We start from the raw sequence: 23,889 nt of genomic DNA on the forward strand, positions 1-23,889 counted from the left end.
CACGGATGCGTTTCAATCTTTCCGAATGGGCCCTGCGCAATCGGCAGATGGTCCTGTACCTGATGATTCTACTGGCGGTGGTCGGTGCGTTGTCCTACACCAAACTGGGACAAAGCGAAGACCCGCCGTTCACCTTCAAGGCCATGGTCATCCGCACGCTCTGGCCCGGTGCCAGTGCCGAAGAAGTGGCGCGCCAGGTCACCGACCGCATTGAAAAGAAGCTGATGGAAACCGGCGACTACGAGCGCATCGTCTCGTTCTCGCGCCCTGGTGAATCCCAGGTGACGTTCATGGCCCGCGACTCGCTGGTCTCGGCCAAACTGCCGGAGCTGTGGTACCAGATCCGCAAGAAGATCGGCGACATTCGGCAAACCCTGCCCACTGGCGTGCAAGGGCCGTTTTTCAACGACGAATTCGGCACTACGTTCGGCAATATCTACGCGCTGACCGGCGACGGTTTCGACTACGCCGTGCTCAAGGATTACGCCGACCGCATCCAGATCCAGCTGCAGCGGGTCAAGGATGTGGGCAAGGTCGAACTGATCGGCCTGCAGGACGAGAAGATCTGGATCGAACTGTCAAACGTCAAGCTGGCGACCCTCGGCCTGCCCTTGTCTGCTGTGCAGCAGGCGCTGGAAGCACAGAACGCCGTGGTGGCCGCAAGCTTCTTCGAAACGCCCAGCGAGCGGATTCAACTGCGGGTGACCGGACGTTTCCAGACGGTCCAGCAGATTCGCGATTTCCCGATCCGTGTCGGTGATCGCACTTTCCGTATCAGCGATCTGGCCGATGTGCGCCGTGGCTTCAACGATCCGCCCGCGCCGCAGATGCGCTTCATGGGCGAAGACGCCATCGGCCTGGCCGTGGCGATGAAAGACGGCGGCGATATCCTGGTCCTCGGCAAGGCGCTGGAAGGCGAGTTCGCCCGGTTGCAGAACAACCTGCCGGCCGGCATGCAGTTGCGCAAGGTGTCGGACCAACCGGCCGCGGTGAAAACCAGCGTGGGCGAGTTCGTTCAGGTGCTGGCCGAGGCGCTGGGCATCGTGCTGCTGGTGAGCTTCTTCTCGCTCGGTGTGCGCACCGGGATGGTAGTCGCGCTGGCGATTCCGGTGGTGCTGGCGATGACCTTCGCCACCATGTATTACCTGGGGATCGGCCTGCACAAGATTTCCCTTGGCGCGCTGGTGTTGGCGCTGGGCTTGCTGGTGGACGATGCGATCATTGCCGTGGAGATGATGGCGATCAAGATGGAGCAGGGTTACGACCGGCTCAAGGCCGCGAGCTTCGCCTGGACCAGCACGGCCTTCCCGATGCTCACCGGCACCCTGATCACCGCAGCGGGCTTTCTGCCCATCGCCACTGCGCAATCCAGCACCGGCGAATACACCCGCTCGATCTTTCAGGTGGTGACCATCGCGCTGCTGGCCTCGTGGGTCGCAGCCGTGGTGTTCGTGCCGTATCTGGGCGAGCGCCTGCTGCCGGATCTGGCCAAGCTGCATGCGGCCAAACACGGGACGGGACCGGGCGCGCCGGCCCCTTATGGCACCGCCTTCTACAAGCGCGTCCGGGCCCTGGTGGGCTGGTGCGTGCGACGGCGCAAGACGGTCATCGTGCTGACCATCGCACTGTTCGTGCTGTCGATCTTCAGCTTCCGTTTCGTGCCGCAGCAGTTCTTCCCGGCGTCGGGGCGTCTGGAGTTGATGGTGGACCTGAAGCTGGCCGAAGGCGCGTCGCTGAGCAACACCGCCGAGCAGGTCAAGCGCCTGGAGGCGATGATCAAGCAGCACGCGGGCGTCGAGAACTACGTGGCCTATGTCGGCACCGGCTCGCCGCGTTTCTATCTGCCGCTGGATCAGCAATTGCCTGCGGCGAGCTTCGCCCAGTTCGTGGTGCTGGCCAAGACCATCGAGGACCGCGAGTCGCTGCGCACCTGGTTGATCCAGACGCTGGACGAGCAATTCCCGATGCTGCGCCCTCGCGTCACGCGCCTGGAAAACGGGCCGCCCGTGGGGTATCCGGTGCAGTTCCGGGTGACCGGCGAGCACATCGAGGACGTCCGTGCACTGGCGCGCAAGGTCGCCGCCAAGGTTCGGGAAAACCCCCATGTGGTCAACGTGCACCTGGATTGGGAAGAGCCGAGCAAGGTCGTCTACCTCAACGTCGATCAGGACCGCGCCCGGGCACTGGGTGTGACCACGGCGGATCTTTCGCGCTTCCTGCAGAGCCAGCTCACTGGTTCCAGCGTCAGCCAGTACCGTGAGGACGACGAACTGATCGAAATCCTGCTGCGCGGCACCGAGCAGGAACGCCACGAGCTGGGCGCGCTGTCGAGCCTGTCGGTACCCACGGCCAATGGCAGCAGCGTGGCGCTGTCTCAGGTCGCAACGCTGGAATACGGTTTCGAGGAAGGCATCATCTGGCACCGTAACCGCTTGCCGAACGTGACCATCCGCGCCGACATCTATGGCAAGGAGCAACCGGCCACGCTGGTCAGCCAGATCTGGCCGACCCTCGATGACGTGCGCGCGCAACTGCCCGACGGCTATCTGCTGGAAGTAGGCGGTACGGTGGAGGATTCGACCCGTGGGCAGAACTCGGTGAACGCCGGTGTGCCGCTGTTCATCGTGGTGGTGCTGACGTTGTTGATGATCCAGCTGCGCAGTTTCTCACGCACCTTCATGGTGTTTCTGACAGCGCCGCTGGGGCTGATCGGGGTGACCCTGTTCCTGCTGATTTTCCGCCAACCGTTCGGCTTCGTGGCCATGCTCGGCACCATCGCGCTGTCCGGGATGATCATGCGCAACTCGGTGATCCTGGTGGATCAGATCGAGCAGGACATCGCCGCCGGCCTGGACCGCTGGCAAGCCATCATCGAAGCCACCGTACGCCGTTTCCGGCCGATCGTGCTGACCGCGCTGGCGGCGGTACTGGCGATGATTCCGCTGTCACGCAGCGTGTTCTTCGGGCCGATGGCCGTGGCGATCATGGGCGGGCTGATTGTGGCGACGGCCCTGACCTTGTTGTTCTTGCCGGCGTTGTATGCGGCGTGGTTTCGGGTCAAGAAGGGGGAGGGGGCGTAACGGTTTGGCTTGCGGTTGGTGGTGATTTCGAAACCGCCCCGCCGGCAAGCCGTGCTGCTACGGAATCTGAGGTCTGCGTACGATTTTGTGAACACCGCTCCCCCGTAGCAGCCGGGCTTGCCCGCGGGAGCGATCTTGAAGGCGCCGATGTACCGGCGCCTGGCGAATTACAACGCCCCAAACACCTTCTTCGCCAGGCTGGTCGCCGCACCGGCCGGGTTGGAACGGATGCTTTCTTCCTGTTTGGCGATCATTTCGAACAGGCCGTCCAGGGCCTTCTCGGTCACGTAGCCTTCGATGTTGGCGCTCTTGGCGTCCAGCACGCCCAGGGTGGCGGCCTGGCCTGCGAAGGAGTTGTACTGCTGGGCCAGGCCGACCTTGTCGGTGGCCTGTTTGACGATCGGCAGGAACTTGGCGCGGATCTGTTCGCGGCTGGATTTGTTCAGGTATTCGGTGGCCGAATCCTTGCCGCCGGTGAGGATGCCCTTGGCGTCGGTCACGCTCATCTTCTTCACGGCATCCACCAGGATCGCCTGGGCCTGCGGCACGGCGGCTTCGGCGGCCTGGTTCATGCTGGTTTCCAGTTGATCGACCTGGGCGCCCATGCCGAATTTCTTCATCTTGCTCGCCACTTTGCCCAGGTTGCCCGGCAACTCGATGCGCACGTCCTTGTTGTTACTGAAGCCGCCGGGCACGCCCAGTTGCTTGACGGCGATCTGCGCGCCCTGGGTCAGCGCGTCTTTCAGGCCGCCCGTGGCATCCGATTGCGAGAGATCACCCAGAGACAGCGCGAAGGCGCTGGCCGACAGCAACAGGCCGGCGCACAGGCCAGTGAACGACAGTGAGCGAAGCAGCATGAGGTAACGTCCTTATGAATGTTTGGAAACGCCAGGTAACTAACGGGCCGGGTTCACGCGGATCTTGACCGGCGGTTTTTCTTCCAGCGTAAGGTCCACAGTGTAGCGCTCGGTACTGATCATCAACAGTTGGCCGGCCTCTTCGATGCGCGCACTGACGGCATAGGTGTGGCCGGGTTTGACCTGCTTCTGATCGTAGGTGAGGTGAAAGGGCAGCGGCACCTGGCCCTTGATCGGCCCGCTCTGGCTGGCCAGGGTGGTGGCCGGTGCATCGGCCAGGGAAACGTCCTGCAGCGCCACGGTCAGGGTCGCGGTCGGCGGCAGGGCCATGCGTTGCAGGTAGAACACTTCGCCATCGACCTTGCCGGGCAGGTTGTCTGGGGAATGGCCTGCGCAGGCGGCGAGCAGTGCGGCGGTCAGGGCGAGAAAAAGCTGTTTCATGAGAGCGATCTCCTTGAGGCATCTCGTATGCGGCTGGTTGGAAACGGCGCCGACTTTCTGAACGACACAATCCCGTAGCAGCACGGCTTGCCGGCGGGAGCGGTGTGTCAGGCGGTATCTTCGTCACAGATACACCGCCCCGCCGGCAAGCCGTGCTGCTACGAGGGATCGGGGTCAGCCAATCGGGCCCGGTTCTACGACCTCATCCTCGCGATGCAGTGCCACCTGACGAATCGACAGACGTATTTCGGCAGGTAACACACGCTTGGCCGCGCCTTCGGCCAGTTCGCCCAGCAACTCGTGATAACCCAGCTTGCCGTTCTCGTCCTTGCTCAACACATCCTGTTCCAGCAGCGTCTGGATGAAGTGGCGGAACAGGCTCTTGTCGAAGAATTCCGGGGCGTTGAGGCCATGCAGGATCGACAGGCGCTGGGCCATGATCGTGCACAGGTCTTCCAGTTCTTCGGCGCTCAGGCTGTTCTGGCCGCTGTTGAGCAGCAGCGAAATGGCCATGTAGAAGCGCTGCAGCGTCTGAGCGATGGCGCGGGACAGCAACGTCAGCAGCACGAAATGCCGCGAGCTTGGCGCCGGGCGCAGATACACGTCGTTCTCGAAGCGTAGCAAACCCTGTTCGACGAACGCGGCCAGCCACTGATCGATGGCCCCGTCGAGTTCATCCAGCGACCAGCGGATAAACAGCTCCGACTGCAAGTACGGATACAGCGCCCGGGCATAGCGAAGCACCTGTTCACGGCTCATGCGCGACGAACTCTGGAAGAAACTCGCCAGCAGCGACGGCAAGGCGAAGATGTGCAGCACATTGTTGCGGTAGTAGGTCATGAGCACGGCGTTCTGTTCTTGCAGATACAGAATCCGGCCCAGCGCGTCCTTCTGTTCGGACAGCAGATCCATGCCCTTGACGTGCTCGATCAGCGCCAGGCCGTCGCCTTCCGGCAGCGTGGTGTGAGGCGAGTAGGGCACGCTGCGCAGCAGGGTCAGGTACAGGTCCAGAACGCGGGCCAGGGCCTGATCGTCCAGCGCGTGCTTGTTGGTCGACAGCAGCGCCAGCGCCACCAGATTGACCGGGTTGACCGCCGCTGCTTCGTTCAGGTGACGGGCCACACGCTCACCCAAGCGGTGAGTGGTTTCATTGAGCCAGGCCGGTTTGAACACCGGGCCCAGTTCCTGGCTGCGCCAGTCGGGCTGCTCGTGGTCGAGGAAATCGGCGAGCTTGATCGGTTCGCCGAAGTTGACTGCGACCTGGCCGAAGCGCTGCTTGAGCGCGCCGATGACCTTGAAGATGTCGAAGATCGATTCCTTTTTCTTCGCCGCGCCACGCAGTTCACCCAGATAGGTGCGGCCTTCGAGCACGCGCTCGTAGCCGATATATACGGGCACGAACACGATCGGCGTGCGCGAGTTGCGCAGGTAGCTGCGCAGAGTGATGGCCAGCATGCCGGTCTTGGGCTGCAACATGCGCCCGGTGCGCGAGCGGCCGCCTTCGACGAAATACTCCACCGGGAAACCCTTGGTAAACAGGGTGTGCAGGTATTCGTTAAACACCGCGGTGTACAGCGGGTTGCCCTTGAAGGTGCGGCGCATGAAAAACGCCCCGCCACGACGCAGCAGGCCGCCGATCACCGGCATGTTGAGGTTGATCCCGGCGGCGATGTGCGGCGGGGTCAGGCCGTTGCGGAACAGCAGGTAGGACAGCAGCAGGTAGTCGATATGGCTGCGATGGCACGGCACGTAGATGATTTCGTTGCCCTGGGCGACGTTCTGTACGCCTTCCAGATGGCTGACCTTGATGCCGTCGTAGATCTTGTTCCAGAACCAGCTGAGCACCACTTCCAGAAAGCGGATGGCGGTGTAGGTGTAGTCCGAGGCGATTTCGTTGCCGTAATGCAGGGCTTTTTCCCGTGCCTTGGCTTCCGGGATCTTCTCCCGCGCGGCTTCCTCGAGAATGGCTTGCTTGACCAGCGGATCGGCCACCAGGCCTTTCACCAGATTGCGTCGGTGGGAGATGTCCGGGCCGATCACGGCGGCTTTCAAATTGCGGAAGTGCACCCGCAGCAGGCGCTGGGCCATGCGCACGGTGCGCTCGTAGCCCTTGTTTTCGTCGACCAGTTCGCGCAGGTGAATAGGCGCGGAGAACTGCACGCGAGTCTTGCGGCCCAGAATCAGGATGGTGACCAGTTTGCGCAGGCGCCCGGTGACGGCCCAGCTGTCGGCGAACAGCAGTTTCCAGGGGCTGTCTTCCTTGTCCGGCGACTGACCCCAGAACACGCTGACCGGGATGATCTGCGCATCCTCGCTGGCATTCTGGCTGACAGCGCCGACCAGACGCTCCAGCACCGGCGGCGCGCCGCGCTTGTCCTGGCGGCCCAGCCAGTCGGGCTCAGGCGTCAGGTAGAAGAACGCGGCAGGCTCCGACAGATCGCCCACGGCCACCGGCAACACCGGACGCGGCAGCCCGGCCTTGCGGCATTCGCGGTCCAGCACCGCCAGGTCAGCCAGCGACGGGTTCTGCAACGCATAGAACACCGGGCGACTGCGGTCCAGATTGAGGGTGAAGGACGATTGATTGATCGTCTCCGAACGTACCCACAGGTACAACAGACGACGCAGGGTGCCGAACACGAGACGGCGAAACGGGGAACGGGTCATACGAATTCTGCGCTAGGGGGCGATGCCCACGAAGCGGTCAGTGTGCCGGATATGGCGGGGATGGGCAAAGTTGCGCGAGAACGGAGGAAATCCCCTGTAGGAGCGAATTTATTCGCGAATGACCGTATGTGCGACGCATTTGTATCGGTCATACGGTTTTTCGCGAATGAATTCGCTCCTACAGAATGCCCCGCCGGCAAGCCGTGCTGCTACGGGGCGTACGTTCTAGGAAGTACGCCAGGTGATCTCTTCTTCACCATCGGCGCTGATGCGAATCCAGCGGTCGGCGTCTTCCTCGCTTTCTTCTTCGACCCACGTGCCCGGCGCGCAACGCACTTCGACGTTCATGGCCACGAAGGCCGCGCGGGCGCAGGCGATGTCGTCGTCCCACGGGGTCTTGTCGCTGTCCAGGCACAGGCTGTTCCACTTGCCCACGGCCTTGGGAATCCAGGTCACCGGGATGTCGCCGGCCTTGCATTTCCAGGTCTGGCCCTTCTGGACCCACTCGGTGCACGGGCCGATGTCGGCGGTCAGCCAGGTGGTGATGGCCTTGTGATCGACGTCAGCGTCTTTCAGGTAAATCTCGATGTCGGGTTGGCGCATGGAGGCCTCGTGATAATTCAGGAAAAGTGGATAAAGGCCGCTTACTGCAGGACGAAATAATCGTAGCGCATCGACACCGTGGTCTCGAACGGCTCGGCCTGCTCGATCACGCGAGCCCTGCGCTCGGCACTGGCGCGCCAGCCGTGGGGCGTCATGGCCAGCAGATTGGCGCGATCCTGGCCGTCGATCAGCGTCAGCTTGAAGCTCAGGGTTTCGCTGTGGGCCAGGCTCATGCCTTCGGGCACCAGGGCCAGATGCTTGTCATCGCTGTAGTCGCGGACTTCGTCGTACAGGCGTTGACGCAATTCCATCAGGTGGTCGTTGGTCGGTCCTACGCGCATCAGGCCACCGCCCGGCGACAGCAGGCGCTTGGCCTCATTCCAGTCCAGCGGGCTGAACACGCTGGCGATGAACTGGATGCTCGCCGCCGGCAGCGGCACCCGCGCCATGCTGGCGACCATCCAGTTCAGCCTTGGATTGCGTTTGCAGGCGCGCTTGACCGCCTCGCGGGAGATGTCCAGCGCATAGCCGTCGGCCTGGGGCAGGGCGTCGGCGATCTGCGCGGTGTAGTAACCCTCGCCGCAGCCGATGTCCAGCCAGTGCGCCGGGGCGCGTTCGGCGGCAAGCTCGGCCAGGCGCCTGGCCACCGGGGCGTAATGCCCGGCGTTGAGAAAGTCGCGGCGCGCCTCGACCATCGCCTGATTGTCGCCAGGGTCGCGGCTGTTCTTGTGCTGCACCGGCAGCAGGTTCAGGTAACCCTGACGGGCGCGGTCGAAGCGGTGGCCTGCCGAGCAGACCACGCCATTGTCTGCGTTATCGAGCGCAGATGAGCAGATCGGGCACGTCAGCATCAGGCGAGCAACTTGACCAGGGTCTGGTAGTAGATCTCGGTCAGCACGTCGAGATCGCTGGCCAGGATGCGTTCGTTGACCTGGTGAATCGTCGCGTTGACCGGGCCCAGTTCCACCACTTGCGTACCCAGGGTGGCGATGAAGCGACCGTCGGAGGTGCCACCGCTGGTGGATGCCTTGGTTTCACGGCCGGTGACGTTCCTGATGCTGGCCGACACCGCATCGAGCAGCGCGCCCGGCTCGGTGAGGAACGGCAGGCCCGACAGCGCCCACTCCACGTGCCAGTCCAGACTGTGTTTGTCGAGGATGTCGGCGACGCGCTTCTGCAGGCCTTCGACCGTGGATTCGGTGGAGAAACGGAAGTTGAACACCGCGGTCAGGTCGCCCGGGATCACGTTGGTCGCGCCGGTGCCGGAATGAATGTTGGAAATCTGGAAGCTGGTCGGCGGGAAGAACGCGTTGCCTTCGTCCCAGTGCTCGGCGGCCAGTTCCGCCAGCGCAGGCGCGGCCAGGTGGATCGGGTTCTTCGCCAGGTGCGGATAGGCCACGTGGCCCTGCACGCCCTTGACGGTCAGGGTAGCGCCCAGCGAGCCGCGACGGCCGTTCTTGACCACGTCACCGACCAGCGTGGTGCTCGACGGCTCGCCGACGATGCACCAGTCCAGACGCTCCTTGCGCGCGGCCAGGCGTTCGACCACCGCCTTGGTGCCGTGGTGCGCCGGGCCTTCTTCGTCGCTGGTGATCAGGTAGGCGACCTTGCCCTTGTGGTTCGGGTAGTCGGCGACAAAGCGCTCGGTGGCGACGATCATCGACGCCAGGCTGCCTTTCATGTCGGCCGCACCACGGCCGCAGAGCATGCCGTTGTCATCGATCAGCGCGTCGAACGGATCGTTCTGCCAGGCCTGCACGGGACCTGTCGGGACCACATCGGTGTGGCCGGCGAAGCACAGCACCGGGCCTTCGTCGCTGCCGTGGGTGGCCCAGAAGTTGTCCACGTCTTCGATGCGCATCGGCTCAAGGGTGAAACCGGCGTCGCCCAGGCGTTTCATCATCACCGCCTGGCAATCGGCGTCGAGCGGCGTGACCGATGGGCGACGGATCAGGTCGCAGGCGAGTTGCAGAGTGGGCGAGAGGTCTGTCATGAAGAGTCCGCGAGAAGTCAGTGTGAAAACGCCATAGGAGCACGCTCCTGTGAAACGGCGGTTATCTTAAAGCAAAACGACGGCGCGAAGGCCGCGAATGCACTATCCCGTAGCAGTGCGGCTTGCCGGCGGGAGCGGTGGGTCAGGCGGCTTATCCGTCACAGATGCGCCGCCCCGCCGGCAGGCCGTGTTGCTACGGTGTGCATTTGTTGAACAGGGCCTATAATGCGCGCCGGTTTTTTTGGGGATTGGTCATGAGCACAGCAGATCCACGTTTCGCAGGCATCGCCCGCCTCTATGGCATCGAGGGCCTGGAGCGGTTGCGCGCGGCCCATGTGGCGGTGATCGGCATCGGCGGCGTGGGCTCCTGGGCGGCGGAGGCCATGGCCCGCAGTGGCGTCGGCGAAATCTCGCTGTTCGATCTGGACGACGTCTGCGTCAGCAACAGCAACCGCCAGTTGCACACCCTGACCAGCACCGTGGGCAAGGCCAAGGTCGACGTGATGGCCGAGCGCATTCGAGAGATCAACCCGGAGTGCGTGGTGCATGCGGTGGCGGATTTCGTCACCCGCGAGACCATGGCCGAATACATCACGGCCGAGATCGACTGCGTGATCGACTGCATTGACAGCGTCAACGCCAAGGCGGCGCTGATCGCCTGGTGCAAGCGGCGCAAGATCCAGATCATCACCACCGGCGGGGCGGGCGGGCAGATCGACCCGACGCAGATTCAGATCACCGACCTGAACCGCACCTACAACGACCCGCTGGCCTCGAAGGTGCGCTCAACCCTGCGCCGCGACTACAACTTTTCCCGCACGCCCAACCGCACCTACAGCGTGCCCTGCGTGTTTTCCACCGAGCAGCTGCGCTACCCGAAACCGGACGGCGGCATCTGCCTGCAGAAGAGTTTTGTCGGCGATGGTGTAAAGCTCGACTGTGCCGGCGGTTTCGGCGCGGTGATGATGGTCACGGCGACCTTCGGCATGGTGGCCGCGAGCAAGGCGGTGGAGAAGATCGTCGCGGGGGCGCGCCGGCCGTCGGAGCGGGTCAAACCTCAGCAGTGAGTTACGCACTCGTAGCAGTCCGGCTTGCCGGCGACAGCGATCACAAGGGCGCTGTCGCCGGCAAGCCGGACTGCTACGGGACTATGTTCAATTGGACATTTCCCGCATCCGCTGCAACACCGCATTCAACCCGTTGCTGCGCGAAGGCGATAATTGCCGGCTTAGTCCCAGCTGATTGAACCAGGCTGGCAGATCCACTTCTTGCAATTCCTGCGCAGAAAGCCCGTTGACCCGTGCCAGCAGCAGTGCCACCAGCCCGCGAATCAGCCGCGCATCGCTGGCGGCGCGGAATTGCCAGTGGCCGTCGATCACCTCGCCCAGCAGCCAGACTTTGCTTTCGCAGCCATCGACCAGATGCTCGTCGGACTTCTCTTCGTCAGGCAGCACCGGCAGGCGCTCGCCCCATTGCATCAGCAGGCGCGCGCGCTGCTCCCAGCTGAGGGACTCGTTGAACGCCTGCAGCGCTTGCCGGGCGTCGTCGGGCAGGCTCATCGCAGCAGCTCCAGTGCCTGATCCAGCGCGTTGAAGAAGCGCTCGAGATCTTCGGAGTCGTTGTACAAGCCCAGTGACACGCGAATGGCGCCGCTCAGGCCCAGGCTGCCGATCAGCGGAATGGCGCAATGATGACCTGCGCGCACGGCGATGCCTTGTTCGGTCAGCAGATGCGCCAGATCGGCGTTGTGCACGCCTTCGACCACGAAACTGGCCAGCGCCGTCTGCGGGTTACCTACCAGGCGCACGCCCTTGTGCAGGCGCAAACCTGCACACAGCAATTCGTGCAGGCGCGCTTCGTGCTCGGCGGCCGCGACCTGGTTGACGTCGTTCAGGTAATCCAGGGTCGCGCCCAGGCCAATGACCCCGGACACCGGCGGCGTGCCCGCCTCGAACCCCAGCGGGGCAGGGCGGAACGTGGCGTCGTGGTAGCTGGCCTGCAGCACCATTTCGCCGCCGAACTGCCAGGGCTGAAGCTGGGCCAGCGCGTGATGGCGGCCGTACAGCACGCCGACGCCATCCGGGCCATACAGCTTGTGGCTGGAAAACACGTAAAAATCGCAGCCCAGTGCCTGCACATCGTGCCGGCCATGGACCACACCCTGGGCGCCGTCGATCACGGTCAGGGCGCCCTGGGCCTTGGCCAGCTCGACCAGCCGCGCCACCGGCTGCCAGGTGCCGAGCACGTTGGACAACTGGCTCACCGCCAGCAGGCGAGTACGCGAGCTGATCAGGCTGGCGGCCGCATCGGTGTCGATCACACCGTCGGCGGTCAGCGGCAGCACGACCAGCGCAAGGCCCCGGCGTTTGGCCAGTTGCTGCCAGGGCAGAAGGTTGGCGTGGTGCTCGAGGGCGCTGACGACAATCTCGTCGCCGGGCTGGAACAGCGGCTCCAATCCGTACGCCAAGAGGTTGAACGCCGACGTCGCGCCATGGGTAAAGACGACCTGGCCCGAGGTGCCGACATTGAGCCAGTGAGCGACCTTGTGGCGAGTGTCTTCGAAGGTCTGGGTCGCCATCGCGCCGGGCAGATGCTGGGCGCGGTGCACGTTCGCTGCGCCATTGGCGTAGTAGTGCGTCAGGGCATCGATCAGGGCTTGGGGTTTCTGTGCGGTGGCGGCGCTGTCCAGGTAGGTCTGGCCTTGCCGTTGCAGGGCATCGAGTGCGGGGAAATCAGCGCGCCAGGGCGAAATGAGGGGCATGAGATTCAGGCTCTGTAATGCGACGGGAGCCCGCCTTGGGCTCCAGTCCTTGCAGCGCGCAGCGATCAGTTGTGAGCGTGCAGCGCTTCGTTCAGCTCGATCGCCGACTTGTGGGTCTTGCATTCCACGGCGCCGGTCTGCGAGTTGCGACGGAACAGCAGGTCGGTCTGGCCAGCCAGATCACGGGCCTTGACCACTTTGACCAGCTCGTTCTTCTCGTCCAGCAGCGCGACCTTGGTGCCCGCGGTGATGTACAGGCCGGCTTCGACGGTGTTGCGGTCGCCCAGCGGAATGCCGATACCGGCGTTGGCGCCGATCAGGCAGCCTTCGCCGACCTTGATCACGATGTTGCCGCCGCCCGACAGGGTGCCCATGGTCGAGCAGCCGCCGCCCAGGTCCGAACCCTTGCTAACGAACACGCCCGCCGAAACACGGCCTTCGATCATACCTGGGCCTTCGGTGCCGCCGTTGAAGTTGACGAAGCCTTCGTGCATGACGGTAGTGCCTTCGCCGATGTAAGCGCCCAGACGCACGCGCGCGGTGTCAGCGATACGCACGCCGGCTGGCACGACGTAGTCGGTCATTTTTGGGAACTTGTCGACGCTGAGCACTTCCAGCAGCTCGCCCTTCAGACGCGCTTCCAGTTGACGCTCGGCCAGCTCCGAGAGGTCGATGGCGCCCTGGCTGGTCCAGGCCACGTTCGGCAGCAGCGGGAACACGCCTGCCAGGCTCAGGCCGTGGGGCTTGACCAGACGGTGGGACAGCAGGTGCAGCTTCAGGTACGCCTCCGGGGTGGAGGTCAGCGCGGCGTCTTCGGCCAGCAGGGTAGCGACCAGCGGCTTGTGGCTCTCGGCCAGGCGGGTCAGCAGCGCAGCTTGGGTGGCGTCGACGTTTTTCAGTGCGTCGGCCAGTTTCGAGGCCAGGTCAGTATTGAACGCGATGGCCTGGTTGCCACCGGTGTAACCCAGGATCGGCGCAACGGCGGCGACGATTTCAGCCGATGGGTTGAGCAGAGGCTGGGCGTAGAAAACTTCCAGCCAGGCGCCTTGACGGTTTTGGGTGCCAACGCCGAAGGCCAGGCTGAACAGGGAAGTGGACATGCGATTACCTCTTTATAAGCTATCTCAATCAGTCGATAGCGGCTGCGTACAATTCAGGTTTGAAGCCAATCAGGGTCTTGCCGCCAAGATCGAGCACCGGGCGCTTGATCATCGATGGCTGGGCGAGCATCAGTTCGATCGCCTTGTCCTGGTCGATATCGGCTTTCTGCGAATCGTCCAGTTTGCGAAAGGTCGTACCGGCGCGGTTCAACACCGTCTGCCAGCCGTGCTCGTTGCACCACTGGGTCAGGTGTTCGCGGTCGATGCCCTGGGTTTTGTAATCGTGGAAATCGTAGCTCACCGGTTTTTCATCGAGCCAGGTGCGCGCCTTTTTCATCGTGTCGCACGCCTTGATGCCGAAAAGGTGCAACTTTTTGGATGCTGCCATGAGCTTGCCCCCTTTGAGACGGTTGAAAAACGGTGACGGATTATGCCACGGACGCGCCGCTTGGGTGCGCCTTGACGTTGCTTTGTCTTGATCGGAAGGTTTCAGATGCGGCTTAAGACCTATGTATGAAGTCGAATCCGCAGGTTAAACCGCTAATATGGCACTTCGACGCTGCGCCCGCGTTGCCCGGGCGGTGGCGACACGTCGCTCGTTTTGGGGATACACGCAATGCAGACCGCCTATACCGTCCTGATTCTGCTGACGCTGGTAGGTGTCTCGCGATTGCTGGCCCGTGTGCTGCCATTACCGCTGCCGTTGCTGCAGATCGCGGCCGGCGCCTTGCTGGCCTGGCCGACTCTGGGCCTGCACGTGGCGCTGGACCCTGAGCTCTTTCTGTTCCTGTTTCTGCCGCCCTTGCTGTTCTCCGATGGCTGGCGCATGCCCAAGCGCGATTTCTGGCGCTATCGCGGGCCGATCCTGACCATGGCGGTGGGGCTGGTGATTTTCACGGTGGTGGGCGCCGGTTACTTCATTCACTGGCTGTTGCCCTCTGTGCCGCTGCCGGTGGCATTCGCACTGGCGGCAGTGCTTTCTCCTACCGACGCCGTGGCTGTTTCGGCCATTGCCCAGGACCGTTTGCCGGCGCCGATCATGCGTTTGCTGCAGGGCGAAGCGTTGATGAACGATGCATCGGGCCTGGTGACCTTCAAGTTCGCCCTGGCTGCGGCCATCACCGGGGTGTTTTCCCTGACCGATGCCAGCCTCACTTTTGTGCTGGTGGCCTGTGGTGGCCTGGCCGTTGGCGTGGGGCTGAGCTGGCTGGTGGGGCGGTTTCGCAGCTGGATGATCGCCCGGGGCTGGGATGACCCGGCCACCCACGTGGTGTTCATGTTGCTGCTGCCCTTTGCCGCCTATGTGCTGGCCGAACGGCTGGAAGTGTCGGGCATTCTCTCGGCGGTGGCTGCCGGCATGATGCAAAGCTGGGTCGACCTGCTGCCACGGCAGACCAGCACCCGGCTGCTCAACCGCAGCGTGTGGACGCTGCTGGAGTTCGCTTTCAATGGGCTGATCTTCCTGCTGCTGGGCCTGCAATTGCCGGACATCGTCAGCGCCGTGACCCACCATGAAGCGACCGTATGGCCCACCTTGCTGTGGCGCTGCCTGGATGTGCTGGCGATCTTCGTCGTGCTGGCGCTGCTGCGCTACGTGTGGGTGCGCAGTGTCTGGCGCCTGATGGTGCAGGTGCGTCGCTGGCGTGGGCGCGGCGATGGTTCGCTGGAGTTGTCGATGCGCTCATCCTTGCTGCTGACCGTGGGCGGGGTGCGCGGTGCGGTGACGCTGGCCGGTACCTTGTCGGTGCCGATGCTGATTGCCGCCGGCGTCGAGTTTCCCGAGCGTGACTTGCTGATCTTCATCGCCGCCGGGGTGATTCTGCTGTCGCTGGTGGTGGCCTGTATTTGCCTGCCGCTGTTATTGCGCGGGCTGGTCAGCGAACCGGATCTGCGCCTCAAGCGCGAGGTGCGCGAGGCCTGGAAACGCACCACGCCTGCAGCGATTCAGGCGCTTGAAAGCGAGGCGTTGCCCGATGCGATTCACACCGCCGATGCCGCCCAGGCGGTGCTGGCCACCGAAGTGAAGTCGCGGATCATGTCCGAATACCGCCACCGCCTGGAAATCTTCGACGATACCGCCGAGGCCCAGGCGCTGGCGTTCCAGATGGACCAGCTGGAAAAACGCATGCGCCTGAACGCCCTGCGTGCCCAGCGGCTGGCGCTGTACAGCCTGCATCGTCATCACCAGATCGGCGATGACGTACTGCGCATCGTGCTGGCGGAGCTGGACCTCAACGAGGCCAACCTGGGCGTGGTCAAGTAGACGAAGGTGCGTCGAATGGCCCGCGCGCGTTCGGACGATCGCCGTAGATCATGCTCATGAATTCGATGTCCTTGTTGCTCAGCCGGTTGCTGGTGTTATCGATCTCGAAGTCACCCACCGTCAGGTGTTGAGGCACGTTGTAGTGCATCACTGAGTGCGGGTCATAGGCAGAGTAGGAATAGTCCGCAGCCTCATAGCGATCCAGTACGTTCCTGCGTACGTAGTCGGCGCTATGACCGGCGTTCTGGTATTCCTTAAGTACCGCGTGCACGTCCCAGGGAATGTTGGCGTCCGGATGTTGATGCTCGTGTTCGGCGCCCAGCGCATGGCCGAATTCGTGCAGGACAATGCGTGCGAAATCGGACGCCAGTACGTTGCGCAGGTCAAAGCTGCGCACGGCGCGCCCTTGCTGAATGATCAATTTTCGGGTGTCGATCAGCCGGGTGAGATCGAACCCCATCGTAGGGATGCCCTGGAGTTTGAAGGCCAGCAACGCGTCCGTACCGACCGCGCTCCAGTGCGAGCTCTGATTGAGGGAGATGCGAATCTCGGCGTCACCAGAGGTGACGAGTTCAAACTTCAGGTTGACGTGGGGCAGCCATTTGCACGCGGTGTCGAAAAACAGCTGCTGCAAAAAGGGCGGGGTGGGTTCAATGAAACTGACCCTGAGCGTGCGACCGCGGGCCCAGTATTTGGTAAACGCGGTGACGATGCGTGCTTGCCTGTCCGATGTCTGCTGCCCCTCAGTCAGGTAGCTGGGGGTAAAGGCGGCATTTGCCGAGTTTTCCTTGAGGGCGGCATCGTAAGCGGCCTGAAGGTCCGGGTAGTGCCTGGTGTTGCACAGGCGTAGCGACTCTTTCAATTTCGATTCCTTTCGGGTGATGGTGCTGCCGACATGGCAGCGTCTGAATTCCCGAAAGACTACGCAACGTGTGCATTGCGCAGGTGGTAGATATGTATTGATAGCCTGATACCTGAAAAAGGGCCGCCTGCAGCGCAAGGCGACCCTTTTGGTCAAGCGCAGCCCCGCATCAGCGACGGGTCACGAACTCGCGAATTCGCTGCGCAGCCTCGACGCATTCGGCCAGCGGTGCCACCAGCGCCATGCGCACGCGGCCCGCGCCCGGGTTGAAGCCGTCGACATCCCGGGACAGGTAGGAACCCGGCACCACGGTAACGTGCTCGGCCTCGAACAGGTCGCGGCAGAAGGCTGCATCATCGCCGCCGACATTCGGCCACAGGTAGAAACTGCCATCCGGGCGCTGCACGTCCATCACCGGCGAGAGGATTTCCAGCACGGCGTCATATTTCTCGCGGTACAGGTCGCGGTTGGCGCGCACGTGGGCCTCGTCGTTCCAGGCGGCGATGCTCGCCAGTTGGGTCTGCACCGGCATCGCGCAGCCGTGGTAGGTGCGGTACAGCAAGAAGCCCTTGAGGATATCGGCGTCGCCGGCGACGAAGCCGGAACGCAGGCCCGGCAGGTTGGAACGCTTGGACAGGCTGTGGAACACCACGCAGCGCTTGAAATCCTTGCGGCCCAGTTCTGCGCACGCGGTGAGCAGGCCTGGCGGTGGAGTGGCTTCGTCGAAGTACAGCTCGCTGTAGCACTCGTCGGCGGCGATCACGAAGTCGTGTTCATCGGCCAGGGCGATGAGTTTTTTCAGGGTCTGCACCGGAATCAGCGCGCCGGTCGGGTTGCCCGGCGAGCACAGGAACAGGATCTGGCAGCGTTTCCAGATGTCGGCCGGGACGGCGTCGAAATCCGGGTTGAAGCCGTGTTCGGCCAGGCACGGCAGGTAGTGCGGCTTGGCTCCGGCGAGGAACGCCGCGCCTTCGTAGATCTGATAGAACGGGTTGGGGCTGACCACCAGACCGTCGTCGCTGCGGTTGACTACGGTCTGGGTGAAGGCGAACAGCGCCTCGCGGGTGCCATTGACCGGCAGCACATGTTTGGCGGCATCCAGCCAGCCTTGCGGCACGCTGAAGCGGCGCTCGCACCATTGCGCAATGGCTTCGCGCAGCGCTGGCAGGCCGGCGGTAGTGGGGTAGACCGCCATCTGATCGAGACTGTCGGCCAGCGCCTTGGCCACGAACTCCGGGGATTTGTGCTTGGGTTCGCCGATGGACAGGGCGATCGGGCGTTTGTCCGGGTTCGGCGTGACGCTGCCGAGCAGGGCGCGAAGCTTTTCGAACGGGTAGGGCTGGAGCTGTTGCAGAGCGTTATTCATAGGCAATCGGTCTCGGGAAGCTGAACGCCTGGCGCGCGGGCCAGGCGTCGTTGAATCGGATCAAAAGGGCGTTCAGATACTGATGCGCAGCTCCAGCCCCGGCTCTGGATTGACGCTCAACTGCTCGACGATGGCGTCTTGCAGGCGGCGGCACAGTTGCGGGTCGGACAGCGGCTGGTTGTTTTCGTCGGTAAGGAAGAACACGTCTTCCACGCGCTCGCCCAGGGTGGCGATCTTGGCGTTTTGCAGCGACAGGTCGAACTCCAGGAAAATCTTGCCCACCCGTGCCAGCAGGCCAGGGCGATCCGGGGCGCTCAGTTCCAGCACGGTGACCGGACGCTGGGCGTCGTTGGAGATGGTCACCACCGGGGCGAAGGCGAAGTGCTTGAGCTGGCGAGGCACGCGACGCTTGATGATGGTCGGGTAGTCGTCCGGGTTGCGCAGCGCCTCGGTCAGGCCCTGGCGAATGGCATTGACGCGTTCGGGGTTGTCGCCGATCGAGCCGCCATCGTTGTCCAGCACGATGTAGGTGTCGAGGGTGAACTGGCTGGTGGAGGTGATGACCCGGGCGTCGTGAATGTTCAGGTTCAGCTGGTCCATGGCCGCCACCGTCACGGCGAAGAAGTCGTGCTGGTCCGGCGCGTAGATGAAGATCTGCGTGCCACCCTCGAACTCGCGCTGGGTGGTTTCCTTGATCAGCACCAGCGGGCCGCCGTCAGCCGGTTGCTGCAGGATCGCATCGCTGTGCCAGGCCACGTCGCCTGCGGTGTGGCGCAGGAAGTAGTCGTCGCCCAGCTGCGACCATAACTGCTCGACGTCGTCCGGATCGGTGCCGGAGCGCACCAGGATATCCAGCGCCGCGCTCTGGGTGCGGCGGATCTGCTCCTCGCGGTCCACCGGGTTTTCCAGGCCGCGCTTGAGTGCACGCTTGGTCTCGGTGTACAGCTGGCGCAAGAGGCTCGCGCGCCAGGAGTTCCACAGGGTCGGGTTGGTGGCGTTGATGTCGGCGATGGTCAGCACATACAGGTAATCCAGATGCACTTCGTCGCGCACGAACAGGGCGAAATCGTGGATCACCTGCGGGTCCGACAGGTCCTTGCGCTGGGCGGTGGTCGACATCACCAGGTGGTTCTGCACCAGCCAGACGATCAGCTGGGTGTCCCAGTTGGGAAGCTGATGGCGGATGCCGAAGGCTTCGGCGTCCACTGCGCCCAACTCCGAGTGATCGCCGCCACGGCCCTTGCCGATGTCGTGGTACAGGCCGGCCAGGTAGATCAGCTCGGGCTTGGGCAGCTTGGCCATGAGCTTGCTGGCCAGCGGGAATTTCTCCGACACCTGTGTGTACTGCAGCTTGCGCAGGTGCTTGATCAGATTCAGCGTGTGGGCATCGACCGTATAGATGTGGAACAGGTCGTGCTGCATCTGCCCGACGATATGTCCGAACTCCGGCAGGTACAGGCCCAGGATGCCGTAACGGTTCATTCGCCGCAGGTTGCGGTGGATGCCGATCTCGCACTTGAAGAGCTCGATGAACAGGCTGGTGTTGCGGATATCGTTGCGGAAGTCGTCGTTGATCAGGTGTCGGTGTTCGCGCAGCAGGCGAATGGTGTCGGCGCGCACGCCCTTGATTTCCGGGCGCTGGGCCATCAGCACGAAAATCTCCAGCATGGCGAATGGCGTGCGCTTGAAGACGTTCGGGTTGCTCGCCTCGATGTAGCCGTCGTGCAGCTGGAAGCGCGAGTTGATCGCTTCGGTCACCGTGTTCTGATCGTCGGAGAGGATGACCTCCTCGAAGTGCTGGATGATCAGGTCGCTCAACTGGGCGATGCTCATGACCACCCGGTAGTACTTCTGCATGAAGCGTTCGATGGCCAGCTTCGCGTCGCTGTCCTGATAACCGAGCAGGCGGGCGATGTTGGTCTGGTAGTCGAACAGCAGGCGGTCTTCGGCGCGCCCGGCGAGCATGTGCAGCGCGTACCGCACCTTCCACAGAAATTCCTGGGACGAGGCGAGCAGGGCGTTTTCGCTTTCCAGCAGAAAACCCTCGTCGGCCAGCGCGTGCAGGTTCAGCGTGCCGTACTGGCGGCGGGCGACCCAGAGGATGGTCTGGATGTCGCGCAGCCCGCCGGGCGAGCCCTTGACGTTGGGCTCCAGGTTGTACTCGGTGTCGAAATACTTGTGGTGCCGGGTCTTCTGCTCGGCGCGCTTGGCCAGGAAGAACTCCTTGCTCGGCCACATGCGCTCGGTGCTGGTGACGTCCAGCATGCGCTGGCGCAGGCGCTCGGGGCCGGCGATGGTGCGGCTTTCCATCAGGTTGGTGACCACCGTCAGGTCAGCCTGGGCCTCGGTGGCGCATTCCTCGACCGAGCGCACGCTCTGGCCGACTTCCAGGCCGATGTCCCACAGCAGGGTGAGAAAACGCTCGATGGAGTCGCGGAAAAGTTCGTGGTCGGCGCTGTCCAGCAGGATCAGCAGGTCGATGTCCGAGTAGGGATGCAGTTCGCCACGGCCATAGCCGCCCACCGCCAGCAAGGCGATGTCGGCGTCGTCGCTCCAGTCGAACTGCTCCCAGGCCTGTTGCAGGATGTTATCGACGAACCAGGCGCGGTCTTCGATCAGGCGGCGGATCTCGCGGCCGGACTTGAAGCGTTCGTCCAGCACCTCGCGGGCATGACGGATGGCTTTTTTGAAGGCGGCGATGGGGCTGGCCTTCAGCGCCAGTTCGGCCTGGAACTGGCCGCGATCGAACAAATCTGGGTCCACCTGCGGCATCGAACTGCTTTCCTTCTATCTATGCATGCTTTCTATATGAGTCAGGCAGAGGTGCGGGCGATGGTGTCGTCGCTGCGCAAGGTGAAGATCTCGTAGCCTGTGGCGGTGACCAGAATGGTGTGTTCCCACTGCGCCGACAGCTTGCGGTCCTTGGTGATGGCTGTCCAGCCGTCGCCCAAGAGGCGGGTGTCGGCCTTGCCCTGGTTGATCATCGGCTCGATGGTGAAGGTCATGCCTTCCTTGAGCTCCATGCCGGTGCCGGCCTTGCCGTAGTGCAGTACCTGTGGCTCTTCGTGGAACACCTTGCCGATGCCGTGGCCGCAATACTCGCGCACCACCGAGAAACCGTTCTTCTCGGCGTGCTTCTGGATCACTTCGCCGATATCGCCCAGGTGCGCGCCGGGCTTGACCAGCTCGATGCCCTTGTACATGCACTCCTGGGTGATCTTCGACAGGCGCTCGGCCCACTCGGGCACCTTGCCTACATGGAACATCTTGCTGGTGTCGCCGTGGTAGCCGTCCTTGATGACGGTGACGTCGATGTTCAGCACGTCGCCTTCCTTGAGCGGCTTCTCGTTCGGGATGCCGTGGCAGACCACGTGGTTGATCGAGGTGCAGATGGATTTCGGAAAACCCTTGTAGTTCAGCGGCGCGGGAATGGCGTTCTGCTCATTGACGATGTAGTCGTGGCAGATGCGGTCCAGCTCGTCGGTGGTCACGCCGGGCTTGACGTACGCGCCGATCATTTCCAGGACTTCGGCCGCCAGACGGCCGGCGATGCGCATCTTTTCGATGTCTTCGGGGGTTTTCAGGGTAACGGACATACAAGGCTCTCTCGGCGCGGCAAGGCCGCAGCTAAACACGGAAAACCGCGATTCTACCAGACCGCCGCCGGGCGGGTTATCATCGCTTCCTTATATAAGGTGTCGGGGAGCAGAATCGCAGCCTCGCCATCCGGACAAAAGCCTTCGAAAAACAGGATCTTATTTCAGGTTCCGTTATCCAGACTTTTGTGATATAAAATGCGCCGCTTTACGGGGTATGCCCCGAAAGCTCTAACCCACACACGTGTCGACACGATGACCTGGGTGCCCTCGGCTCTCGCCGCTGGTTGGTCATTGGGATACGTGGAGGCCTAACCCGACTTATCAAGGAACTATCATGTCCCAAGTCAACATGCGCGATATGCTGAAGGCCGGTGTGCACTTCGGCCACCAGACCCGTTACTGGAACCCGAAAATGGGCAAGTACATTTTCGGCGCGCGCAACAAGATTCACATCATCAACCTTGAAAAAACCCTGCCAATGTTCAACGACGCTCTGACGTTCGTAGAGCGCCTGGCCCAGGGCAAAAACAAGATTCTGTTCGTCGGCACCAAGCGTTCCGCTGGCAAGATCGTTGCTGAAGAAGCAGTACGTTGCGGTTCGCCGTACGTCGATCATCGCTGGTTGGGCGGCATGCTGACCAACTTCAAGACCATCCGTGCCTCCATCAAGCGTCTGCGCGAGCTGGAAGTTCAGGCTGAAGACGGTACCTTCGCCAAACTGACCAAGAAAGAGGCGCTGATGCGCACTCGCGATCTGGAAAAACTGGATCGCAGCCTGGGCGGTATCAAGGACATGGGCGGTCTGCCAGACGCACTGTTCGTCATCGACGTCGATCACGAGCGCATCGCGATCACCGAAGCCAACAAGCTGGGCATCCCGGTCATCGGCATCGTCGATACCAACAGCAGCCCGGAAGGCGTTGACTACATCATCCCAGGCAACGATGACGCCATTCGCGCCATCCAGCTGTACATGGGTTCGATGGCTGACGCCGTGATTCGTGGCCGCAACAACGTTGCTGGCGGCACCGAAGTTTACGCTGAAGAAGCGGCTGCACCTGCTGCCGAGTAAGTGACGTTTAGCGTCTGCTTGGCACGCAAAAAGGGGGCTTGGCCCCCTTTTTGCCACCTCGAAAACCATCTGGCGTTGCCATCGATCTGATGTCATGTGCAGCGGTCATCATGGATTTTCAAGAATTGAAAAGCGCCCGCCCGGCGGGTGGAATGGTTGAAGACCTATCCAAGAGGATTTTGAAATGGCAGCAATTACTGCAGCGTTGGTCAAAGAACTGCGTGAGCGTACCGGCGAAGGCATGATGGACTGCAAGAAGGCCCTGGAAAAGGCCGGCGGCGACATCGAAAAAGCCATCGACGATATGCGTGCTTCGGGCGCCATCAAGGCCGCCAAGAAAGCTGGCAACATTGCCGCTGAAGGCGCTATCGGCGTGAAGAGCGACGGCAAGCGTGCAGTCCTGATCGAAGTCAACTCCCAGACCGACTTCCTGGCTCTGCAGGACGACTTCAAGAACTTCGTCGCTTCCAGCGTTGACAAGGCGTTCGCTGAACAGGCTTTCACCGTTGAGCAACTGATCGAAGCTCAGGAAGCCGAGCGTACCGCTCTGGTTGCCAAGGTTGGCGAGAACGTCAACATCCGTCGTCTGGCCCGCATCGAAGGCGACGTACTGGGTGCTTACCTGCACGGCAACAAGATCGGCGTCGTTGTCGCTCTGAAAGGCGGTAACGAAGAACTGGCCAAAGACATCGCCATGCACGTCGCTGCCAGCAATCCTGAGTTCCTGGTGCCGACCGACGTTTCCCCGGAAGCGATCGAGCGCGAGAAGAACGTCTTCCTGCAACTGAACGAAGACAAGCTCAAGGGCAAGCCTGCCGATATCGCCGAGAAGATGGTTGCCGGCCGTATCGCCAAGTTCCTGGCCGAAGCCAGCCTGGTCGAGCAAGCGTTCGTCAAGGACCCGGAAATCAAGGTCGGCGCTCTGGCCAAGAAAGCCGGTGCTGAAATCGTTTCGTTCACCTACTTCAAGGTCGGTGAAGGCATCGAGAAGCCAGTTGACAACTTCGCTGAAGAAGTCGCTGCTCAAGTAGCTGCCAGCAAGCAATAAGACGGTTTTCGACTGTCGACCCAAAGAGGCTGCCCGCTCACGCGCGCAGCCTCTTTGTCAAAACGGCAGGACCATTTGTTTTTCGGTGGGCGGCCCACAAGGCCACAACCGGTGCAGTAGCCTAGAGTTAGCGCAGGTGCGAAAACGGCCGCCTACTCAGATATTTTTTTTACAAAA

19 protein-coding genes are annotated in these 23,889 nt (G+C 62.6%); 5 read left to right on the forward strand and 14 right to left on the reverse strand.

Annotation, left to right across the window (positions count from 1 at the left end):
* The first annotated feature begins 5 nt into the window (after positions 1 to 5).
* The gene (locus AC1MEK_RS07095; protein WP_480395551.1) at positions 6 to 3,080 is read left to right on the forward strand and encodes an efflux RND transporter permease subunit; all 3,075 of its coding nucleotides are present in this window, start codon (positions 6 to 8) and stop codon (positions 3,078 to 3,080) included.
* Between the two features lie 167 nt (positions 3,081 to 3,247).
* On the opposite strand, the gene AC1MEK_RS07100 is transcribed toward AC1MEK_RS07095, so the two are convergent.
* The 6 genes from AC1MEK_RS07100 to dapE form a co-directional block, all read right to left on the reverse strand.
* Entirely contained in the window at positions 3,248 to 3,937 is a 690-nt protein-coding gene (locus tag AC1MEK_RS07100; protein WP_480395552.1) for a DUF4197 domain-containing protein, read from the reverse strand.
* A 39-nt stretch (positions 3,938 to 3,976) separates the two neighbouring features.
* On the reverse strand, positions 3,977 to 4,378 hold the full coding sequence (locus AC1MEK_RS07105; protein ID WP_480395553.1) for a YbaY family lipoprotein: 402 nt from the start codon (positions 4,376 to 4,378) through the stop codon (positions 3,977 to 3,979).
* A 174-nt stretch (positions 4,379 to 4,552) separates the two neighbouring features.
* Entirely contained in the window at positions 4,553 to 7,045 is a 2,493-nt protein-coding gene (gene plsB / locus AC1MEK_RS07110; RefSeq protein ID WP_480395554.1) for a glycerol-3-phosphate 1-O-acyltransferase PlsB, read from the reverse strand.
* Between the two features lie 225 nt (positions 7,046 to 7,270).
* Entirely contained in the window at positions 7,271 to 7,648 is a 378-nt protein-coding gene (locus AC1MEK_RS07115; RefSeq protein ID WP_480395555.1) for a hypothetical protein, read from the reverse strand.
* Positions 7,649 to 7,689: 41 nt separating this feature from the next.
* Positions 7,690 to 8,499 carry a putative RNA methyltransferase gene (locus tag AC1MEK_RS07120; RefSeq protein ID WP_480395556.1) on the reverse strand — a complete coding sequence of 270 codons (810 nt, stop codon included), beginning with the start codon at positions 8,497 to 8,499 and terminating at the stop codon, positions 7,690 to 7,692.
* Positions 8,499 to 9,641, reverse strand: a complete 1,143-nt coding sequence (gene dapE, locus AC1MEK_RS07125) for a succinyl-diaminopimelate desuccinylase (RefSeq protein ID WP_480395557.1) — start codon at positions 9,639 to 9,641, stop codon at positions 8,499 to 8,501. Before dapE ends, AC1MEK_RS07120 begins: the two co-directional genes overlap by 1 nt.
* Positions 9,642 to 9,895: 254 nt before the next feature.
* On the opposite strand from dapE, the gene tcdA reads away from it, so the two are divergent.
* The gene (gene tcdA / locus AC1MEK_RS07130) at positions 9,896 to 10,708 is read left to right on the forward strand and encodes a tRNA cyclic N6-threonylcarbamoyladenosine(37) synthase TcdA (RefSeq protein ID WP_480395558.1); all 813 of its coding nucleotides are present in this window, start codon (positions 9,896 to 9,898) and stop codon (positions 10,706 to 10,708) included.
* 87 nt (positions 10,709 to 10,795) lie between these two features.
* Here tcdA and AC1MEK_RS07135 read toward each other — a convergent pair whose 3' ends face one another.
* The 4 genes from AC1MEK_RS07135 to AC1MEK_RS07150 all read right to left on the reverse strand — a co-directional run bounded on the left by AC1MEK_RS07135 (position 10,796) and on the right by AC1MEK_RS07150 (position 13,890).
* Positions 10,796 to 11,200 carry a SufE family protein gene (locus AC1MEK_RS07135; RefSeq protein WP_480395559.1) on the reverse strand — a complete coding sequence of 135 codons (405 nt, stop codon included), beginning with the start codon at positions 11,198 to 11,200 and terminating at the stop codon, positions 10,796 to 10,798.
* Complete coding sequence (locus tag AC1MEK_RS07140) at positions 11,197 to 12,402, reverse strand: aminotransferase class V-fold PLP-dependent enzyme (RefSeq protein WP_480395560.1); 1,206 nt, start codon at positions 12,400 to 12,402, stop codon at positions 11,197 to 11,199. Before AC1MEK_RS07140 ends, AC1MEK_RS07135 begins: the two co-directional genes overlap by 4 nt.
* A gap of 65 nt (positions 12,403 to 12,467) precedes the next feature.
* Positions 12,468 to 13,502: a 2,3,4,5-tetrahydropyridine-2,6-dicarboxylate N-succinyltransferase gene (gene dapD / locus AC1MEK_RS07145; RefSeq protein WP_480395561.1), complete on the reverse strand. Its 1,035-nt coding sequence runs from the start codon at positions 13,500 to 13,502 to the stop codon at positions 12,468 to 12,470.
* A gap of 28 nt (positions 13,503 to 13,530) precedes the next feature.
* Positions 13,531 to 13,890 carry an ArsC family reductase gene (locus AC1MEK_RS07150; RefSeq protein WP_480395562.1) on the reverse strand — a complete coding sequence of 120 codons (360 nt, stop codon included), beginning with the start codon at positions 13,888 to 13,890 and terminating at the stop codon, positions 13,531 to 13,533.
* A gap of 228 nt (positions 13,891 to 14,118) precedes the next feature.
* Between AC1MEK_RS07150 and AC1MEK_RS07155 the strand changes: the two genes are divergently transcribed.
* On the forward strand, positions 14,119 to 15,765 hold the full coding sequence (locus AC1MEK_RS07155) for a Na+/H+ antiporter (protein ID WP_480395563.1): 1,647 nt from the start codon (positions 14,119 to 14,121) through the stop codon (positions 15,763 to 15,765).
* Here the strand turns inward: AC1MEK_RS07155 and AC1MEK_RS07160 are convergent.
* From AC1MEK_RS07160 to map, 4 genes are all read right to left on the reverse strand, one after another.
* The gene (locus AC1MEK_RS07160; protein WP_480395564.1) at positions 15,758 to 16,627 is read right to left on the reverse strand and encodes a M12 family metallopeptidase; all 870 of its coding nucleotides are present in this window, start codon (positions 16,625 to 16,627) and stop codon (positions 15,758 to 15,760) included. The genes AC1MEK_RS07155 and AC1MEK_RS07160 overlap by 8 nt on opposite strands.
* A 169-nt stretch (positions 16,628 to 16,796) precedes the next feature.
* Positions 16,797 to 17,993 (reverse strand): succinyldiaminopimelate transaminase, encoded by a 1,197-nt coding sequence (gene dapC, locus AC1MEK_RS07165; protein WP_480395565.1) that lies wholly within the window; start codon positions 17,991 to 17,993, stop codon positions 16,797 to 16,799.
* Positions 17,994 to 18,065: 72 nt separating this feature from the next.
* Complete coding sequence (locus AC1MEK_RS07170; protein WP_480395566.1) at positions 18,066 to 20,765, reverse strand: [protein-PII] uridylyltransferase; 2,700 nt, start codon at positions 20,763 to 20,765, stop codon at positions 18,066 to 18,068.
* Between the two features lie 41 nt (positions 20,766 to 20,806).
* The gene (map, locus tag AC1MEK_RS07175; protein ID WP_480395567.1) at positions 20,807 to 21,589 is read right to left on the reverse strand and encodes a type I methionyl aminopeptidase; all 783 of its coding nucleotides are present in this window, start codon (positions 21,587 to 21,589) and stop codon (positions 20,807 to 20,809) included.
* A 337-nt stretch (positions 21,590 to 21,926) separates the two neighbouring features.
* Here map and rpsB point away from each other — a divergent pair, with 337 nt between their 5' ends.
* Together rpsB and tsf are read left to right on the forward strand one after the other, a co-directional pair.
* Entirely contained in the window at positions 21,927 to 22,664 is a 738-nt protein-coding gene (rpsB, locus tag AC1MEK_RS07180) for a 30S ribosomal protein S2 (protein WP_480395568.1), read from the forward strand.
* Positions 22,665 to 22,848: 184 nt separating this feature from the next.
* Positions 22,849 to 23,712: a translation elongation factor Ts gene (gene tsf / locus AC1MEK_RS07185; protein WP_480395569.1), complete on the forward strand. Its 864-nt coding sequence runs from the start codon at positions 22,849 to 22,851 to the stop codon at positions 23,710 to 23,712.
* The last annotated feature ends 177 nt before the right edge of the window (positions 23,713 to 23,889 follow it).

This window comes from Pseudomonas sp. 2 (assembly GCF_056627435.1).

Excerpts from the sequence above, each read along its gene's own strand:
- AC1MEK_RS07100 (WP_480395552.1), bottom strand. The coding sequence starts at position 3,937 with ATGCTGCTTCGCTCACTGTCGTTCACTGGCCTGTGCGCCGGCCTGTTG.
- AC1MEK_RS07140 (WP_480395560.1), bottom strand. The coding sequence starts at position 12,402 with ATGCCCCTCATTTCGCCCTGGCGCGCTGATTTCCCCGCACTCGATGCC.
- map (WP_480395567.1), bottom strand. The coding sequence starts at position 21,589 with ATGTCCGTTACCCTGAAAACCCCCGAAGACATCGAAAAGATGCGCATC.
- dapC (WP_480395565.1), bottom strand. The coding sequence starts at position 17,993 with ATGAATAACGCTCTGCAACAGCTCCAGCCCTACCCGTTCGAAAAGCTT.
- tsf (WP_480395569.1), top strand. The coding sequence starts at position 22,849 with ATGGCAGCAATTACTGCAGCGTTGGTCAAAGAACTGCGTGAGCGTACC.
- AC1MEK_RS07115 (WP_480395555.1), bottom strand. The coding sequence starts at position 7,648 with ATGCGCCAACCCGACATCGAGATTTACCTGAAAGACGCTGACGTCGAT.
- plsB (WP_480395554.1), bottom strand. The coding sequence starts at position 7,045 with ATGACCCGTTCCCCGTTTCGCCGTCTCGTGTTCGGCACCCTGCGTCGT.
- AC1MEK_RS07120 (WP_480395556.1), bottom strand. The coding sequence starts at position 8,499 with ATGCTGACGTGCCCGATCTGCTCATCTGCGCTCGATAACGCAGACAAT.
- AC1MEK_RS07150 (WP_480395562.1), bottom strand. The coding sequence starts at position 13,890 with ATGGCAGCATCCAAAAAGTTGCACCTTTTCGGCATCAAGGCGTGCGAC.
- rpsB (WP_480395568.1), top strand. The coding sequence starts at position 21,927 with ATGTCCCAAGTCAACATGCGCGATATGCTGAAGGCCGGTGTGCACTTC.
- AC1MEK_RS07170 (WP_480395566.1), bottom strand. The coding sequence starts at position 20,765 with ATGCCGCAGGTGGACCCAGATTTGTTCGATCGCGGCCAGTTCCAGGCC.
- AC1MEK_RS07135 (WP_480395559.1), bottom strand. The coding sequence starts at position 11,200 with ATGAGCCTGCCCGACGACGCCCGGCAAGCGCTGCAGGCGTTCAACGAG.
- AC1MEK_RS07095 (WP_480395551.1), top strand. The coding sequence starts at position 6 with ATGCGTTTCAATCTTTCCGAATGGGCCCTGCGCAATCGGCAGATGGTC.
- AC1MEK_RS07155 (WP_480395563.1), top strand. The coding sequence starts at position 14,119 with ATGCAGACCGCCTATACCGTCCTGATTCTGCTGACGCTGGTAGGTGTC.
- tcdA (WP_480395558.1), top strand. The coding sequence starts at position 9,896 with ATGAGCACAGCAGATCCACGTTTCGCAGGCATCGCCCGCCTCTATGGC.
- dapE (WP_480395557.1), bottom strand. The coding sequence starts at position 9,641 with ATGACAGACCTCTCGCCCACTCTGCAACTCGCCTGCGACCTGATCCGT.
- AC1MEK_RS07105 (WP_480395553.1), bottom strand. The coding sequence starts at position 4,378 with ATGAAACAGCTTTTTCTCGCCCTGACCGCCGCACTGCTCGCCGCCTGC.
- dapD (WP_480395561.1), bottom strand. The coding sequence starts at position 13,502 with ATGTCCACTTCCCTGTTCAGCCTGGCCTTCGGCGTTGGCACCCAAAAC.